This is a genomic window from Streptomyces sp. NPDC002817, assembly GCF_053592055.1.
Map to the genome: position 1 here is coordinate 240,237 of NZ_JBSFUY010000004.1, position 15,953 is coordinate 256,189.

Annotated in this window: 16 protein-coding genes; 10 read left to right on the top strand and 6 right to left on the bottom strand. The window is 71.2% G+C overall.

The window, feature by feature from the left end; genetic code table 11:
* Nucleotides 1-16 precede the first annotated feature (16 nt).
* Complete coding sequence (locus ACWD3I_RS10100) at nucleotides 17-1,159, top strand: DUF2330 domain-containing protein (RefSeq protein ID WP_365398248.1); 1,143 nt, start codon at nucleotides 17-19, stop codon at nucleotides 1,157-1,159.
* Nucleotides 1,160-1,181: 22 nt separating this feature from the next.
* Nucleotides 1,182-1,853, top strand: coding sequence for an O-methyltransferase (locus tag ACWD3I_RS10105; RefSeq protein ID WP_365398251.1), 672 nt, complete (start codon nucleotides 1,182-1,184; stop codon nucleotides 1,851-1,853).
* Nucleotides 1,854-1,876: 23 nt separating this feature from the next.
* On the opposite strand, the gene ACWD3I_RS10110 is transcribed toward ACWD3I_RS10105, so the two are convergent.
* Nucleotides 1,877-2,269: a hypothetical protein gene (locus tag ACWD3I_RS10110; RefSeq protein WP_365398254.1), complete on the bottom strand. Its 393-nt coding sequence runs from the start codon at nucleotides 2,267-2,269 to the stop codon at nucleotides 1,877-1,879.
* Nucleotides 2,270-2,373: 104 nt separating this feature from the next.
* Here ACWD3I_RS10110 and ACWD3I_RS10115 point away from each other — a divergent pair, with 104 nt between their 5' ends.
* Nucleotides 2,374-2,799 (top strand): DnaJ family domain-containing protein, encoded by a 426-nt coding sequence (locus tag ACWD3I_RS10115; RefSeq protein ID WP_365398257.1) that lies wholly within the window; start codon nucleotides 2,374-2,376, stop codon nucleotides 2,797-2,799.
* Here ACWD3I_RS10115 and ACWD3I_RS10120 read toward each other — a convergent pair.
* Together ACWD3I_RS10120 and ACWD3I_RS10125 are read right to left on the bottom strand one after the other, a co-directional pair.
* Nucleotides 2,785-3,441 (bottom strand): hypothetical protein, encoded by a 657-nt coding sequence (locus tag ACWD3I_RS10120; RefSeq protein ID WP_365398260.1) that lies wholly within the window; start codon nucleotides 3,439-3,441, stop codon nucleotides 2,785-2,787. The genes ACWD3I_RS10115 and ACWD3I_RS10120 overlap by 15 nt on opposite strands.
* Before the next feature lie 5 nt (nucleotides 3,442-3,446).
* A complete protein-coding gene (locus tag ACWD3I_RS10125; RefSeq protein ID WP_365398264.1) occupies nucleotides 3,447-4,166 on the bottom strand; it encodes a hypothetical protein in 720 nt (239 codons plus the stop codon).
* Between the two features lie 255 nt (nucleotides 4,167-4,421).
* On the opposite strand from ACWD3I_RS10125, the gene ACWD3I_RS10130 reads away from it, so the two are divergent.
* Nucleotides 4,422-4,928 (top strand): dihydrofolate reductase family protein, encoded by a 507-nt coding sequence (locus tag ACWD3I_RS10130; RefSeq protein WP_365398267.1) that lies wholly within the window; start codon nucleotides 4,422-4,424, stop codon nucleotides 4,926-4,928.
* Entirely contained in the window at nucleotides 4,925-5,416 is a 492-nt protein-coding gene (locus ACWD3I_RS10135) for a GNAT family N-acetyltransferase (protein ID WP_451084062.1), read from the top strand. The genes ACWD3I_RS10130 and ACWD3I_RS10135 overlap by 4 nt, the downstream gene beginning before the upstream one ends.
* 180 nt (nucleotides 5,417-5,596) lie before the next feature.
* Here the strand turns inward: ACWD3I_RS10135 and ACWD3I_RS10140 are convergent, their stop codons facing one another.
* Nucleotides 5,597-7,714, bottom strand: coding sequence for an MDR family MFS transporter (locus ACWD3I_RS10140; RefSeq protein WP_365398273.1), 2,118 nt, complete (start codon nucleotides 7,712-7,714; stop codon nucleotides 5,597-5,599).
* A gap of 160 nt (nucleotides 7,715-7,874) precedes the next feature.
* Between ACWD3I_RS10140 and ACWD3I_RS10145 the strand changes: the two genes are divergently transcribed.
* Nucleotides 7,875-8,834, top strand: coding sequence for a peptidoglycan-binding domain-containing protein (locus tag ACWD3I_RS10145; RefSeq protein WP_365398276.1), 960 nt, complete (start codon nucleotides 7,875-7,877; stop codon nucleotides 8,832-8,834).
* A 439-nt stretch (nucleotides 8,835-9,273) separates the two neighbouring features.
* On the opposite strand, the gene ACWD3I_RS10150 is transcribed toward ACWD3I_RS10145, so the two are convergent.
* Both ACWD3I_RS10150 and ACWD3I_RS10155 read right to left on the bottom strand, forming a co-directional pair.
* Entirely contained in the window at nucleotides 9,274-9,942 is a 669-nt protein-coding gene (locus ACWD3I_RS10150) for an HAD-IA family hydrolase (protein ID WP_365398279.1), read from the bottom strand.
* Between the two features lie 163 nt (nucleotides 9,943-10,105).
* Nucleotides 10,106-10,687, bottom strand: coding sequence for a TMEM165/GDT1 family protein (locus tag ACWD3I_RS10155; protein ID WP_365398282.1), 582 nt, complete (start codon nucleotides 10,685-10,687; stop codon nucleotides 10,106-10,108).
* A 346-nt stretch (nucleotides 10,688-11,033) separates the two neighbouring features.
* Between ACWD3I_RS10155 and ACWD3I_RS10160 the strand changes: the two genes are divergently transcribed.
* The 4 genes from ACWD3I_RS10160 (at nucleotide 11,034) to ACWD3I_RS10175 (ending at nucleotide 15,937) form a co-directional block, all read left to right on the top strand.
* Nucleotides 11,034-11,678, top strand: a complete 645-nt coding sequence (locus ACWD3I_RS10160) for an HNH endonuclease family protein (RefSeq protein WP_365398285.1) — start codon at nucleotides 11,034-11,036, stop codon at nucleotides 11,676-11,678.
* A 71-nt stretch (nucleotides 11,679-11,749) separates the two neighbouring features.
* The gene (locus ACWD3I_RS10165) at nucleotides 11,750-13,393 is read left to right on the top strand and encodes an alkaline phosphatase D family protein (RefSeq protein ID WP_365398288.1); all 1,644 of its coding nucleotides are present in this window, start codon (nucleotides 11,750-11,752) and stop codon (nucleotides 13,391-13,393) included.
* A gap of 135 nt (nucleotides 13,394-13,528) precedes the next feature.
* A complete protein-coding gene (locus ACWD3I_RS10170) occupies nucleotides 13,529-13,936 on the top strand; it encodes a hypothetical protein (protein ID WP_365398290.1) in 408 nt (135 codons plus the stop codon).
* Between the two features lie 63 nt (nucleotides 13,937-13,999).
* Complete coding sequence (locus ACWD3I_RS10175) at nucleotides 14,000-15,937, top strand: FAD/NAD(P)-binding protein (protein ID WP_451084063.1); 1,938 nt, start codon at nucleotides 14,000-14,002, stop codon at nucleotides 15,935-15,937.
* Nucleotides 15,938-15,953: the final 16 nt, after the last annotated feature.

Genomic DNA, 15,953 nt, shown 5'->3' on the forward strand with positions numbered 1-15,953 from the left:
GGAGGGGTCTGGGGAAATGGTCGGTTTCCTACGAGGGCGGGCGCGTCGGCGCGTGCTCTCGGTCGTTCTGGCATTACTCGCCACCCAGATCGGCTCGCTCGTCGCCCCGGCCTACGCGTGCGGCTGCGGCGCCCTGATCCCGGACACCGCCCGGCGGGTCGGCGTGTCGCGCGAGGTGTCCGTCGTGCGCTGGGACGGCACCCAGGAACAGATCGTGATGCGGTTGACGGTGGAAGGCGACAGCGACCGGGCCGCCTGGGTCATGCCGGTACCCCGTAGGGCGACCGTCAAGCTCGGCGATCCGGCCCTCTTCGACGAGTTGGACGCGGCGACCGCGCCCGTGCACCGCACGCGCTATCACTTCTGGCCCCAGGACGGCGACTGGCCGCTCGTCTCCGGCGACGGCGGCCCCGAGACCGGTGCGCCACCACCGGGCGCCGGGGTCGGCGCCGAGCCGCCCGTGGGCGTGGTCGGCCGCCAGAAGCTCGGCCCCTTCGACGTGGCCCGGCTGACCGCCACCGACCCGAACGCGCTGGGCAGCTGGCTGAACTCCAACGGCTTCGCCCTCCCGCCCCGCCTCAGCACCGCACTCGAGCCCTACGTCCAGGACCGCTGGGAGTACGTGGCGGTGCGACTGGCCCCCGAGACCTCCGGCACCGCCCTGCGCGGCGCCCTGGACCCGCTCCACCTCACCTTCTCCGCCGACAAGCCGGTCTACCCGATGCGGCTGTCCCGCCTCGCGCGGACCCCGCAGTCGCTGGGTCTGTACGTCCTGGCCCCGCACCGCATGGAGCCCGCCTCCGGGATCGGTGGGGAGCGGCCCCGGGTCACCTTCGCCGGCCGGGTGACCGCGAAGTCCGGCCCGCTCGCCGAGCTCGCGCAGGGCACACCGTTCCTGACCGCCGTGGGCCAGGAGTTCCCGACCCCGGCCCTGATCGACGGCGACCACGTGCTGCGCCGGACGGCGTCCGACACCGCGTTCCAGCAGGTGATCTACGAGGACCGGCTGCGCAAGGTGGCCGGGGTCCCGGCATGGCTGCTGACGGTCGTCGGCTCTCTCGCGCTGGTCGTCACGGCCGCGGTCCTGCTCGCCGTACGGCGCTCCCGGCGCCCGGTGATCCCACCGAAGCCGCTGCACCCACCCCGGCCGGTCAACTAGCGATACGAAAGGCACAGGTCGCATGAGCGAGTCGAAGATCTGGGACGACGTCGACGACTACTTCACCGCCCATCTCACGCCCGACGACGACGCGTTGGCCGCCGCCGTGCGCGACAGCGAGGCGGCCGCACTCCCGCAGGCCGCCGTCACCGCCCCGCAGGGCAAGCTCCTCCAGCTGTTCGCCCAGATCCAGGGCGCCCGGAACATCCTGGAGATCGGCACCCTCGGCGGCTACAGCACCATCTGGCTCGCCCGCGCGCTGCCCGCCGACGGCCGGCTGGTCTCGCTGGAGTACAGCCCCCGGCACGCCGAGGTCGCGACCCGCAACATCGCGCGGGCCGGCCTCGACAAGCTCGTCGAGATCCGCGTCGGCCCGGCCCTGGAGTCGCTGCCCCGGCTGGCCGACGAGGCTCCGGCCCCCTTCGACCTCGTCTTCGTCGACGCCGACAAGGACAACAACCCGCACTACCTGGAGTGGGCCCTCGAGCTGACCCGCCCGGGCAGCCTGATCATCGTCGACAACGTCGTACGCGGGGGCCGCGTCGCCGACTCCGGCAGCACGGCCCCGGACGTCACCGGGACCCGGGCCGCGATCGAACTGATCGGCTCCCACCCGAGGTTGAGCGGCACGGCGATCCAGACGGTGGGCAGCAAGGGCTACGACGGCTTCGCGCTGGCGCGGGTGCTGGCGTAGCCCCGCTGCGGGGCCCGTGAAGATCAAGCCTCGTGGTAGAAACCCACGTTGACGGTACGGGGGGCGGTGCGGTCCCGGATGACGATCTCGCCGTTGCCGCCCCTGGGCAGCGGGATGGTCCCGCCGTAGACGAGCGGCTGCGCGTACTGGCCGACCACCAGGTGCACCTCGGAGGACGGTTCGGGCTGCGAGCCCTGGAGCCAGGTGACCTGCCAGCCGCCCTCGGGGCCGCACAGGAACTCCAGATGGACCCGGGAGACGAACAGCCAGTCGTCGGGCGTCGAGAGGCGGCACACGGACTTGTCCCGGCCCACTCGCAGCACGGCGCCCGGATCACTGGGCGCGTCGGCCATCTGCATGCCGGCCGTGGCACCCTCCTCCGCCGCGGCTACGGCGGCCATGGTGAGTTCGAGCACGTGCGCTCCCTTGTGCAGTTGCTGAAATGTCCCTGTGCAATTGTGCTTGCACAGCGGCCGCATGATAAATCGCCCGGCCATTCCGCGTCCGGCACAATGGACTCATGACCGAGCGAAAGCCACCCGGCGTCCCGTTCGAGTCCTGGGTCGACAAGCAGATCCAAGACGCGCAGGGCCGCGGCGACTTCGACCGACTCCCCGGCGTGGGCGAGCCCCTGCCCGCCGATCTCGACACCCCGTACGACGAACTCTGGTGGATCAGGCGCAAGATGGCCCGCGAGGGTCTCGCCGTGCTGCCGCCCGCACTGGCCCTGCGCAGGGAGGCCGAGGACACCCTCGCCGCCGCGTTCGCGGCACCCTCGGAGCGGATCGTCCGGAAGCTGATCACGGACGTCAACGTCAAGATCCGCGAGATGATGTTCAGGCCGCCGCCCGGCCCTCCGCTCGGAAAAAAGCCGTACGACGTCGAGGACGTCGTACGGCAGTGGCGGGAACGCCGCGCGGCGGCGGGTGGGTCAGAGGTGCAGTAGCCGGTCCGCCAGCTCGCGGTAGTCGCGCAGGGCGAGGCGGAGCTGCTCGGTGTCACCGGCGTCCGCGTGCTTGTCCTCGCCGTCCTGCCAGGACGTGCGCAGGGTGCGGCGGCGCTGCGTCATGGCGTCCGTGACACGGGAGGCGACCTCCTCCATCACGTGGTCGGCCTCCTCGACGGCGTTCCGGGGCTCGTCGACGAACCCGGCGACCGCGTGCTGGAGCCGCAGCGAGAGCTTGTCGCACTCGTCGTGCGGGAGCAGCCGGCTGCGGTGGGAACCCTCGCCCTTGGCCGCTGACTCCTGACCCTTGGCCGCTGACTCCTGGCCCTTGGCCGCCGCCTCGTGGCCGGCGGGACCGGCGACGAGCGGTGACGCCGAACCTGACCCCGAGCCATCGCCCTTCGCGGTCCGCTCGGTGCCGGAGGTGTCGCGCCGCTCGGTACCGGAGGTGTCGCGCGTGTCGTGGCCCGCCACGAGGGGAGCGTTCCCCTCGCCCTGGGGGCCCTTCGGCCGGCCGTCCGTCCCGTAGGCACGTCCTGCCGGGCCGCCTGTCATCTTCTCGCCGCGCCGTGCGCCGTCGGCGCCCTGGTTCTCGCCGCGCCGTGCGCCGTCGGCGCCCTGGCCGGTCGTCGCGTCCGTCATGTCACTCAACTCCCCTTCGCGTGACGCCGGGTGGATGCCCACGGCAGATGGCCGCGGCTGTCGGTACGGGCGGGCCGGCTCCCGCCGTCGGACTCCTCGTACTGCTCGTGCTCGGGTGTGTTCTCCCCCCGCTCGGCCGTCCGGGACGGCTCCCGGTGCCGGCCGTCGTGGCCCACCAGGTCCTCGAACAGGGCCCGGGCCTCGACCATGGCCTCGCGCATCTCCTCGGTGCCGTCCCGGCCGCCGTCCTGTGCCTCACCCCCGCGCGGATGGGCGGCGTGGTGCACACGCCGGTAGCCGTGCACATGGTCCGCGTGGTGCACGGACAGTGCGGCGAGCTGCTCGTCGTACTGCCCGCCGTCCGGGAACCCCTTGGCTCCGGCGAGGTCGGCGAGCAGCTGGTCCGCCTCGGCCACGGCCTCCCGCGGCGACTCGACGAAGCGCTCCTGGGCGGCCGTCCAGCGGGCCTCGTACTGCTGGCGCTGCGCCGGCTCCAGCGGCCGCTCGCGCAACGAACCGTGCCTCTCGACACGTTCGGCGAGCTCCCGCTCGGCTGCCTGTGGGTCCCCGTCGTGCCGGGACACGGCCCGGTCGTACTCGGGGCCGAAGCGCCGCTTCAGACTCCGGCCGCGCTGCGGCCCCCGGGCACGCCGGGCAAAAACGGCCGCCACGGCAATGACGGCCACAACGATCACGATCAGAGCGATGATCAGGCCTGTTGACATGGCTACCGGGTAGCCATGCGCGGACACCTCAAACCAGCCCGTTGTCCGCCGCGCCGACGTGTCGATCCGCCAGGGGCCCGATCGACGCGGGGCACAGAGGAAATCGAGGAGGTCGTCATGGGTGAGGTCATGGCACAGCTGTCCGTGTCGCTCGACGGACACCTCGCGGGTCCCGACTCGGGACGCGAGCATCCGCTGGGCATCGACGGGGAGCGGCTGCGCCGGTGAATTCACGGGCTGCGCACCTTCCGCCGTATGCAGGGGACGAAGGGCGGGACGGGCCGGCCCGAGGACGAGCTGCTCGCGATGGGGGTCCCCACGCCATTCAGGCAGCGGGGGAGGGTGGAACGGCCGGGCGCGGTGGTGATGGGGCACGGCATGTACATCACCGGCGAGATCGCGTGGGGCGACGACCCGCCCTTCGGCATGCCGGTCCACGTCGTCACCCACCATCCGCGGGAGTCCCTCGTGAAGGAGGGCGGCACCACCTTCCACTTCGTCACGGAAGGCCCCGAGCGCGCCCTGAAGCCGGCCCGGGAAGCGGGCGGTGCCGACCTGGTGCAGCAGTTCATCCGGGCAGGGCTGCTCGACGAGCTGTGGCTGCACATCGTCCCCGTGTTCCTCGGCAACGGCCGCCGGCTCTTCGACGGCCTCCCCGACCAGCTCGTCGAGTGGCGCAAGACGCAGGTGCTGGACTCGCCGGAGGCCACGCATATTCGCTTGCGGTCGGCCTGGCGCACATCCCGAGAATGGGCCGCATGACTTCCTGGACCGTGGCCCCCGAGCCCTACGACTCCCCCGTCGCCGCCGCGCTCTGGCGGGCGTACTACACGGAGGTCAGCGACCGCTACTACCTCCTGCACGAGGGGCGGCGCACCGAGCCGGAGGAGCTGGAGCGGGAGGTCACCCGCGCGGACTGGTCCGCACTCACCCCGCCGAAGGGGCGGCTGCTGGTGGCCCGGTACGACGGTGAGCCCGCCGGCACCGCGGGCGTATGCCTCCTGGACGTCGACACCGCCGAGCTGAAGCGGGTCTACGTCCGCGAGGAACTCCGCGGCAAGGGCGGCGGCCCACTCCTCGTCCGCGCCGCCGAGACCACCGCCCGCGACCTGGGCGCCACCCGCCTGATCCTCGACACCCGCAACGACCTCACCGAGGCCCGTGCACTGTACGCGCGCCTCGGCTACGAGGAGACCGAACCGCACAACGACGACCAGTACGCGGAGCACTGGTTCACCAAGAGGCTGTAGGGGGCCGTCCGGCCCGCGAACCCCCGTGGCGCTCCATGGCCCGTCACTCGGCCGCACGGGCCGCCGGAGACCGAACGAGAGGGATCGCCAAGAGGCGGTGGGGAGCCGTGCCGCTCACCCGCGCAGACCGCCGGAGGCCGGCCGCGTGGGTTCGTCACGAGGCTGACGGTCGTGAAGGGGTCAACCGAGGTGCTTCGTCGAGCCGTTGTGGGGTTGTTCGCGGTCCGATCCGCAGAGTTCGGCGTTGAGGTCCTTCACGAGGCGGTCCAGGTCCGTGGGGCGGTCCGGGCCCCACCAGTCGCCGAGGAGCTCCGCCAGGGACTCCTCACGGGCCTGGGCGAGGCGGTCGGCGACCTCGTGGCCGGTGTCGGTCAGGACGAGGTCGAGGCCGTCGCGGCGGGCCAGGCTCCGTTCCTCGACCTGGCGGGCGGCGGCCATGATGACGTGCAGCGGAACGGAGCTGCGTTCGGCGAGGAGGGACGGCTCCGTCCAGCCGTACTTCTTGATCCGCAGCAGCAGCCAGCTCGCGCCCGGCAGCAGGTCGTACCCCGCCCGTTCGGTGATCGTCCGGTAGATCTCCCGCCGCCCCTCCCGCGTACCGAGCACCGACAGCGCCCGGCACACCTCGTCGTACGACGACCGCTCCACCGGATTGCTGGCGAGCGTCTCGGTGAGGTCCGGCGCTGTGACCGAGCCACGCAGCCGGTCCTCCTTGAGGAACCAGGCCAGCACGAAGCCGACGAGCGCGACCGGCGCGGCGTACAGGAAGACGTCGGTGATGGACGAGGCGTATGCGTGCACCGCGGGCGGCTGGAGCGCGCCCGGCAGCTCCGTGATGCCCCGCGGATCGGACTCCAGCGCGTCCACCGAGGCGCCCGGCGGGAGTTCGGCGCCGCGGAAGGCCGCGGTGAGCTTGTCGCCGAGGCGGTTCGCGAAGACCGTGCCGAAGATGGCGACGCCGAAGGAGGCCCCGATGGACCGGAAGAAGGTCGCGCCGGAGGTGGCGACGCCCAGATCCTCGTACGAGACCGCGTTCTGCACGATGAGCACCAGTACCTGCATCACCAGGCCCAGGCCCAGACCGAACACGAAGAAGTACGTGCTCATCTCCCCGGTCGAGCTGTTCTCGTCCAGTCGGTGGAGCAGGAGCAGACCGATGGTGGTGACACCGGTACCCGCGACCGGGAACACCTTCCAGCGTCCGGTACGGCTGACGATCTGCCCGGACGCCGTCGACGACAGCAGCATTCCGGCCACCATCGGCAGCATGTGCACACCGGACATGGTCGGGCTGACGCCCTGCACGACCTGGAGGAACGTCGGCAGGTACGTCATCGCGCCGAACATCGCGAAGCCCACGATGAAGCTGATGACCGCGGAGAGCGTGAACGTGCGGATGCGGAAGAGCTTGAGCGGGAGGACGGGTTCGGCCGCTCTCCGTTCCACGGCGACGAACACCACGGCGAGTACGACGCCGAGCACCGCCAGGCCGACGATCTGCGGCGAGCCCCAGCCCCAGGTGGTGCCGCCGAGGGACGCCACCAGGACCAGGCAGGTCGCGACGGAGGCGATGAGGAAGGTGCCGAGGTAGTCGATGACGTGCTGCGTCGCCTTGCGCGGGATGCGCAGCGCGGTGGCGATGACGGCGAGGGCCACGACGCCTACGGGGAGGTTGATGTAGAAGACCCAGCGCCAGCTGAGGTGTTCGGTGAACAGCCCGCCGAGGAGCGGGCCGAGGACACTGGTCGCCCCGAAGACCGCGCCGAACAGTCCCTGGTACCGCCCGCGTTCGCGCGGCGAGACGATGTCGCCGACGATCGCCATCGACAGCACCATGAGCCCACCGCCGCCGAGCCCCTGCAACGCCCGGAACCCGATCAGCTGCGGCATGTTCTGCGCCATGCCGCACAGCGCCGAGCCGATCAGGAAGATCACGATCGCGGTCTGGAACAGCTTCTTCCGGCCGTACTGGTCGCCGAGCTTGCCCCACAGCGGGGTCGCGGCGGTCGAGGCGAGCAGATACGCGGTGACCACCCATGACAGGTGCTCCAGGCCCCCGAGGTCGCTGACGATGGTGGGCAGCGCGGTGGAGACGATGGTCTGGTCCAGGGCGGCGAGCAGCATGCCGAGGAGCAGGGCGCCGATCGAGACGAGGACGTTGCCGGACACGTGGGAGTCCTGCGCCTGGCCTCGTACCGCGCCGGGCGTCTGGCCGGGTGTTCCGTCCCCGGCTTGGTCCCCTGCTCCGTCTCGAGGGTCTCGCACATCCCCCGTCATACCGTCCGCATCCGCGGCCATGAAGACCTCCCGACGGTCTCGTTACATCTCCATCGTGGTCGGTGTGACCGTTTATGGCCTGTTGAGTCCTGGTGGAATCCGGCATTCCGGGGGCTTATGGGTCGGGAGTGTGGAGGGGGTCTGCATAATCTCTGGAGTTCGCGAGGGGAGGGACGAACACATGGCGGAATCGAATGGCCATCTGTGCCCGGAGTGCGGGGCACCGAGAGGGACCGACAACACGCCGTCGTGCGGGTGCACGCAACGGGCGTCCGACGCCCTGCGCGACGCGCGTACGGCGGAGGCGGCCGCGGCGGAGGACTTTGACCCGCTGCGCATACGTCCCTACGTGGAGCTGGAGGGGGAGGCGGCGGCCGGGTCCGCGACCGGAGCGGCACCCGGGGCGGCCGACGTGACGATGCAGTTGCGTCCCGTGCCGGGCCCGGCGCCCACCACGAGGGACCTGAGCCTGTTCGAGGGGGCGGGACGGGAAGGCGCGGACGCCGACCCCACCGACTTCGACGACGAACCGCGCCACCGCCCCCGCCGCACGGTCCTGCTGAGCGCGGCGGGCGGGCTCGTCGGGGTGATCGCGGCGGCCGGGCTGGCGAGCGGACTGTTCTCGTACGACACGCCCACCCGGAACGGAGCGTTGCCGGAGGAGGTACGGGCGAGCGTCCCGGACGCGCCACCGACAACGGGAGCGGCGTCCCAGTCCCCCACCACGACGGCCCCCCGCCCCACCAAGGCGCTCCCGGCGCCGCCGGCCTCCACCAGCCCGTCACCGCCGCCGTCCCCGTCCCCGACAAGCGCCTCCCCGACCCCGTCCCGCTCAACGGCCCCCACGGCCTCCCCCACAACCTCCGCCGCCGCCTCAACCACAGCCGACGACTCCTCCGACGCCCGCGAAAGCACGCCCCCGGTGCTACGCCGCGGCTCCCAGGGCGACGAGGTCACCGAACTGGAACTCCGCCTCACCCAACTGGACCTCTACACCCGCAAGGCGAGCGGCCACTACAACGAGGGCGTCGAGGACGCGGTGACCCGGTACCAGTGGGCACGGGGAATCCAGGCGGCCGAGTACGGGGTGTACGACCTGGCGACGCGGGAGCTACTGGAGTCGGAGACACAGGAGCCGTGAGCGTCTGACGACGAGTGGGTGGGATGCCTGTGGCGGCCCCTGACGGTCCGGTGGGGGGCGCGCGTCGCGCCTGACGGTTCGTCGGGGGTCGGTGCCGCACCGGGGGTGTCCGTCCTCGGTCGGGCGGTGCTGTGTACCGGGGCAGTGCGGTTGGTCGGTCGCCCGACGCTGCGGGCGGACACCCCCCGGTACGTCCCCTGCTCGCCGTTGCGCGAGTGCGGGCGGTGCCCCGCCTGGGGTCGCAGGAGACGGCTCTAGGGGCCGGCCGGCCCGCGTCTTTCAGCCCGTCCGACGTTTGCGGACGAGGCCCTTCGGGCCGATGGGGTCCAGGGGGCGGAGCCCCCTGGGAGCGGGGTCGAAGGGGCGGCAGCCCCTGGAGGATGGGAACGGGTAAGGGCGGCGGGGGCGAAAAAGGCCCCAGACCAGCCCAGGCACCGGCCTAGCGGACGTACAGCCGTATCGTCCCGTCCACCGCGGGCTCCACACGGACCTGGGTCAGGTCGCGGACGACCACGTCCGGGTCGTAGAAGTCGGCCCGCGCCCCGACCCCGACCACACGCATCCCGGCAGCGCGCCCCGCGGCGATCCCCGCCCCGGAGTCCTCGAAGACGACACAGTCCTCGGGCGCCAGCCCCAGTTCCGCGGCCCCCTTCAGAAAGCCCTCCGGATCCGGCTTGCTCGCGCCCACGGACTCGGCGGTGATCCGGATGTCCGGCAGTCGCAGACCGGCCGCAGCCATCCGCGCCGTGGAGAGGGCGACATCCGCCGACGTCACCAGCGCATGCGGCACACCACGCAGGGACGCCAGAAACTCCGACGCCCCCGGTATCTCCACCACGCCCTCCATGTCCGCCGTCTCCTCGGCGAGCATCACCGCGTTGTCCGCGTGGTTCTGCTCCATCGGCCGATCCGGCAGCAGCAACGCCATCGACGCGTACCCCTGCCGCCCATGGACGACCTTCATGACCTCGTCGCCGTCCAGCCCGTGCCGCGACGCCCACCGCCGCCAGCAGCGCTCGACGACGACATCGGAGTTCACAAGGGTGCCGTCCATGTCGAGCAGGAGGGCGCGGGCGGTCAGCACGGTGGGCACGGCGGTGGCCGTCATCGGCAGCTCCAAGGCACGGGGACCGGGGGTGACCCGGAGGGACAAGGCGGCCCCCACCCGCCGGTCAGGGAGAACGGGCGGGGAGCCACTTTGTTTCTCTACGGTACAAAACCAGACCCGCTTTGCGCCAGCGCATCCCGAAACTGTTCACCCACCGTTCAGCTCACCCGGTGACCGCCTCCCACAGACTCCACAGCCCGAGCCCCAGCATCAGCAGCGCCGCCACCTTCGTGATCAACCGCAACGGCACCCGCTTCATCAGCGCCTTTCCACCGACGATGCCCAACCCGGCCACCGCCCAGAGCGCGAGCACCGCACCGAGACCGACGGAGAGCGGATCGTCGTAGCGGGCGGCCAGATTCGCCGTCATGATCTGCGTCAAGTCGCCGAACTCCGCGACCAGGATGAGCATGAAGCCGGCTCCCGCGACCTTCCAGAAGGACTGGTTCTCCGGGCGCCGGATCTCGTCCTCGTCCTCGTCCTTCTTCATCAGCAGCACCGCGGCACCGCCCAGGAAGAGCACGCCCGTGATCGCGTGCACGATCTGCTGCGGCAACAGCGTGAGCACGCTGCCCGCCGCCACGGCCAGCGCCACATGGAGGGCGAAGGCCGCCGCGACGCCCGCGAAGACGTACGACGCGCGATAGCGGGTGCCCAGGACCAGACCCGCCAGCGCGGTCTTGTCCGGCAACTCTGCGAGGAAGACGACGCCGAAGACGACGGCCGTCACGGTGAAGCTGATCAAGGTTCCTCAATCGGTCGGGGCTGCCCCACCGAGAGTGTTACTGCGACACGACACCTCGGCACGGCAGCACACAGTCAGTGCACTACTGGCCGAAGGTCTCGCCGGCCGGTCACGGATGACCTGCCTCCGGGCGCCGGCTCAGACGAGCTGAGCAGTATGTCGACGGTCCGGCGAAGAGCTACTCCCCTTCAACTCCGTCAATCATACGAGATCGTTTCGCCGTAAACCTTGTCGTGTCATGTACGCGTCACTAACTTCTAACCCAACGCATACCTCCCCGCAACGCGGAGCCGCGAGAGTTCCCTCGCTCGCGCTCCAACACCCCCACCCCTCAAAGGGAGTTCGCATGGCGAAGTTCTACGCGCGTCGACGGCTCAGCATACTCGCGGCGCTCACCGGTCTCATAGCCTCGGTCGGACTTTTCAACGGTCCGACCGCCTCCGCCGCCCTCCCCACCCCGGTCAGCGCCGCCACCGCCCGCACCTACCTCGCCTCCCTCACCGTGGCGACGGAGGACCGCACCGGCTACGACCGCGACCTGTTCAACCACTGGATCACCATCTCCGGCACCTGCAACACCCGTGAGACGGTCCTGAAGCGGGACGGTACGAACGTCGTCACCAGCTCCGCCTGCGCCGCCACCAGCGGCACCTGGTACTCCCCCTACGACGGCGCCACCTGGACCGCCGCCTCCGACCTCGACATCGACCACCTGGTACCGCTGGCCGAGGCCTGGGACTCCGGCGCCGACAGCTGGACCTCCACCCAGCGCCAGAACTTCGCCAACGACCTGACCCGTCCGCAGCTCATCGCCGTCACGGACAACGTCAACCAGGCCAAGAGCGACCAGGACCCGGCCGAGTGGATGCCGTCGGTCACCTCGTACCGCTGCACCTACGTCCGCGCCTGGGTCCAGGTGAAGTACTACTACGACCTGTCCGTGGACTCCGCGGAGAAGAGCGCGCTCACCAGCTACCTGGCCAACTGCTGACGATTCGGTGACGGAACCTCCCCGTCGGCCTCCGTCGTTCCGTACCGTACGGGACGACGGAGGAGGATCACGTGGCCGAACTTCGGTTGGGACCGCTGCTCAGGTACGCCGACGGCTCGTCCGCGACCGTATGGGTCGAGGCGAGCCGTCCGTGCGCCGCCGAGGTGCGCTGCGCGGGCGGGGCGGGCGGTGAGACCCAGACCTTTCAGGTCTCAGGCCATCACTACGCCCTGGTTCCGGTCACCGGTCTGACACCGGGGACCTCGTCGTCGTACGAGGTGCTGCTCGACGGAGTGCGGGTGTGGCCGCTGCCCGACTCCCCGTTCCCGGACTCCGTCATCCGCACGCCGGCCGACGGCGACACCGTCCGCGTCGCCTTCGGGTCCTGCCGCTGGGCCGCCCCGCCCCACGGCGAGCCGGACCCCGTCGGCATCGACGCCCTGGACACCCTGGCGGCCCGGATCGCGACCGACCCGGACCGTGAACGGCCGGACGTGCTGCTGCTGTTGGGTGATCAGGTCTACGCCGACGAGACCTCCCCCGCGACCCGCCGCTGGCTCGCCGCGCGCCGGGATCTGAGCGATCCGCCGGGCAGCGAGGTCGCGGACTACGAGGAGTACACCCACCTCTACTACGAGTCCTGGCTCGATCCCGAGATCCGGTGGCTGCTGTCCACCGTGCCCAGTTGCATGATCTTCGACGATCACGACGTGATCGATGACTGGAACACCTCCGCCGCCTGGGTGGAGGACATGCGGGCCACCCCGTGGTGGCGGGAGCGGGTGCTGAGCGGGCTGATGTCGTACTGGGTGCATCAGCACCTCGGGAACCTGTCCCCGGCGGAGCTCGACTCCGACCCGCTCTACGCCGCCGTACGCGAAACCCCGGACGGCACCGACGAGTTGCGTGCCTTCGCCTGCAGGGCCGACGTCGACCCGGCCTCCGTGCGCTGGAGTTACCGGCGGGACTTCGGGCGTGTGCGGCTCGTGATGGTCGACAGCCGGGCGGCACGGGTCCTCGACGAGGAGAACCGGTCGATGCTCGACCCCGGTGAGGCGCGATGGGTGCGCGAGCAGGTGCTGGACGGGCCGGGGTCGTACGACCATCTCCTGATCGGGACCTCGCTGCCCTGGCTGCTGCCGCATCTGGTGCACGACGCCGAGGCGTGGAACGCGGCGCTCTGCCGGGGCGAACGCGGGGCGCGCTGGGCCCGGTTCGGGGAGGCTCTGCGGCGGCGGGCGGACCTGGAGCACTGGGCGGCGTTCCCGGCGTCCTTCGAGGCGCTGGTGGAGCTCATCGCGGAGGCGGGGTCGGGCCCTGACGCGCCGGCGACGGTGTGCGTGCTGTCGGGCGACGTCCATCACGCCTACATCGCCGAGCCGAGGTGGCCGGAGGGGAGCGGGCCCGACGCGCGGGTGCTGCAGTTGACCTGCTCCCCCGTCCACAACTCGATACCGCTGTCGATACAGCTCGGCTTCCGCTTCGGGTGGAGCGCGGTGGGCCGCTTTCTCGGGCGCCGGTTCGCCGGACACGGTGCCTGTCCGCAGCCGTCGGTGGACTGGCGGCGGACGGGCGGCCCCTGGTTCGGCAACCAGCTCATGACGCTGACCCTGCGCGGGCGTTCGGCAGGACTGCGGCTGGAGCAGGCGCGAGCCGCGCGGGGCGGGAAGGCGCGGCTGGCCGTGGTGTCGGAGTCGGTGCTGAGCGAGAAGTGACCGCACAGTGCACAAGTGAGTCTTGAGAAGGGCGAGTTGGGCACAATTGCATCTTCAGCAGGCGCGCAGTCGAACATATGCTCACTCGACCTTGGGCCCCCACCTACGGCCCAACTGCTCGAAGGACAAGCCTTGTTGAAGAAGATCAGCATCTCGTTCGCCGCCGCCGGCGCGGGCATCGCCCTGATGGCCGCACCGGCGCACGCCGGCACCTGGTACCCGTCCGGCTGGCCGCAGCACGCGTACACCTCCGACAACGCGGGTGAGGGCGCCTTCCAGGCCGAGGGCGACTGGATCATGGCGAACGACATCGGGGAGGACAGCAAGAGCGTGGTCACCCGCTGGGAGACCAACTACGGCCGCGACGGGGAGTGCAAGGCCACCGGCGGCGCGTTCAGCGGCCGGGAGCAGTGCAACTACAACTTCGACGAGGACTACAAGGTCAGAATCAAGGTGTGTCTGCGCGACTACTCCGACGACATCGGCTGGGAGAACTGTTCGACCTGGACACCGTGGCTCTCCATCGCCACCGGCAACGCGTAGTCCGGGGTACCTGACGCCCGGCCGGCGCGCGGCAGGCATGATGAGGCGGACCGTCCGCTTCCGATGGACGGTCTGCTGCCAAGCGCCCCCACACGCCCGGGAGTCCCCGTTTTGTCCGCACCGACCACGGCCTGCGTGCCCGTCTCCGTCGCCGTGGTCGGCGCCGGACCACGCGGGACCAGCGTCCTGGAACGCCTCTGCGCCTCCGCGCCGGAACTGCTCCCGCCCGGCGCCCGGCTCACCGTCCACGTGGTCGACCCGGCACCGCCCGGCGCCGGCCGCGTCTGGCGCACCGCACAGCCGGCGGACCTCCTGATGAACACCGTGGCCTGTCAGGTGACCCTGTTCACCGACGAGAGCGTCGACTGCTCCGGACCCGTCCGCCCCGGCCCCAGCCTGCACGAGTGGGCGGCCGGCGAGCTGGGCCCGGACGAGTATCCGACCCGCGCCCACTACGGCCGTTATCTGGAGTGGGTGTTCGCCCGTACGGTGCGCGAGGCGCCGCCCGGTGTCCGGATACGGACGCACCCGGCCCGTGCGCTACGGCTCGACGACGCCCCCGACGGCCGTCAGGTCCTCACCCTCGACGACGGCCGTGAACTGACCGGCCTGTCCGCCGTCGTCCTCGCCCAGGGCCATCTGCCGGCCGTCCCCGACGCGGCGCAGCGGACCGTCTCGTCGTACCCCGAGACCCACGGCCTGCTTCACGTCCCGCCCGCCAACCCGGCCGACGTCGACCTCTCCCCCGTCTCTCCGGGCGAACCGGTGCTGTTGCGCGGTCTCGGCCTCAACTTCTTCGATCACACGGCCCTGTTGACGACCGGCCGCGGCGGCCGTTTCGAGCGCGATCGGCGTGGGCTGCGGTACGTCCCCTCCGGCCGCGAGCCCCGTCTGTACGCCGGGTCCCGGCGCGGCGTCCCCTACCAGGCCCGTGGCGACAACGCGAAGGGGCCCTACGGCCGTCACACCCCGCTCGTCCTGACGCCGGAGGTCATAGCGGGCTTCCGCAAGCGTGCCGACTCGGGTGAGGCGCCCGACTTCCTCGCCGAGATATGGCCGTTGGTGGCGAAGGAGGTGGAGACGGTCTACTACGCGGCGCTCGTACGGCGACCGGACCTCGCCGACCGCTTCCTCGCCGTCCCCCACCGCGATCCCCGAGAGGCGCTGATCCTCGACGAGTTCGGCGTCCCGGACGCCGACCGCTGGAGCTGGGACCGGATCTCCCGCCCGTACACGGGGCGCGGCTTCACCCACCCCGGGCGGTGGCGCGAGTGGCTGCTGGCGCATCTGCGCGAGGACGCCGCACAGGCCGCCCTCGGCAACGCGGACGGCCCGCTCAAGGCAGCCCTCGACGTGCTGCGCGACCTGCGCAACGAACTCCGGCTGACCGTCGACCACGGCGGTATCGCCGGCGCCTCCCGTCGGGACCACCTCGACCGCTGGTACACCCCGCTCAACGCCTTCCTGTCCATCGGCCCGCCCCGGCGCCGGATCGAGGAGCTGGTGGCGCTGGTGGAGGCGGGTGTGGTGGAGGTGCTCGGGCCACGCCTGGAGGTCCGGGCGGAGGACGGGGCCTGGGTGGCGCACTCGCCCGAGGTCCACGGGTCCGGCGTACGCGTGACGACGCTCATAGAGGCACGGCTTCCGGAACCGGATCTGCGGCGCACGGCCGACGGACTTCTCGCCCGGCTGCTGAAGACCGGACAGTGCCGGCCGCACTCGGTCGACGGTTACGAGACCGGCGGGCTGGACGTGACACCCCGCCCATATCGCCTGATTGACCGTCAAGGGCACGCGCACACAAGGAGGTTCGCGTTCGGGGTGCCGACGGAGGGTGTGCACTGGGTCACCGCGGCGGGCGCGCGTCCGGGTGTGGATTCGGTCATGCTTTCGGACGCCGACGCGGTGGCGAGAGCGGCCCTACGTGCGACTACAGCAGGAACGGAACGCCAAACGGAAGCAAAGCCATGGCCAAATGTTGAACTTGTAAGCATCGAATAGTCCGACCTACCGTGGG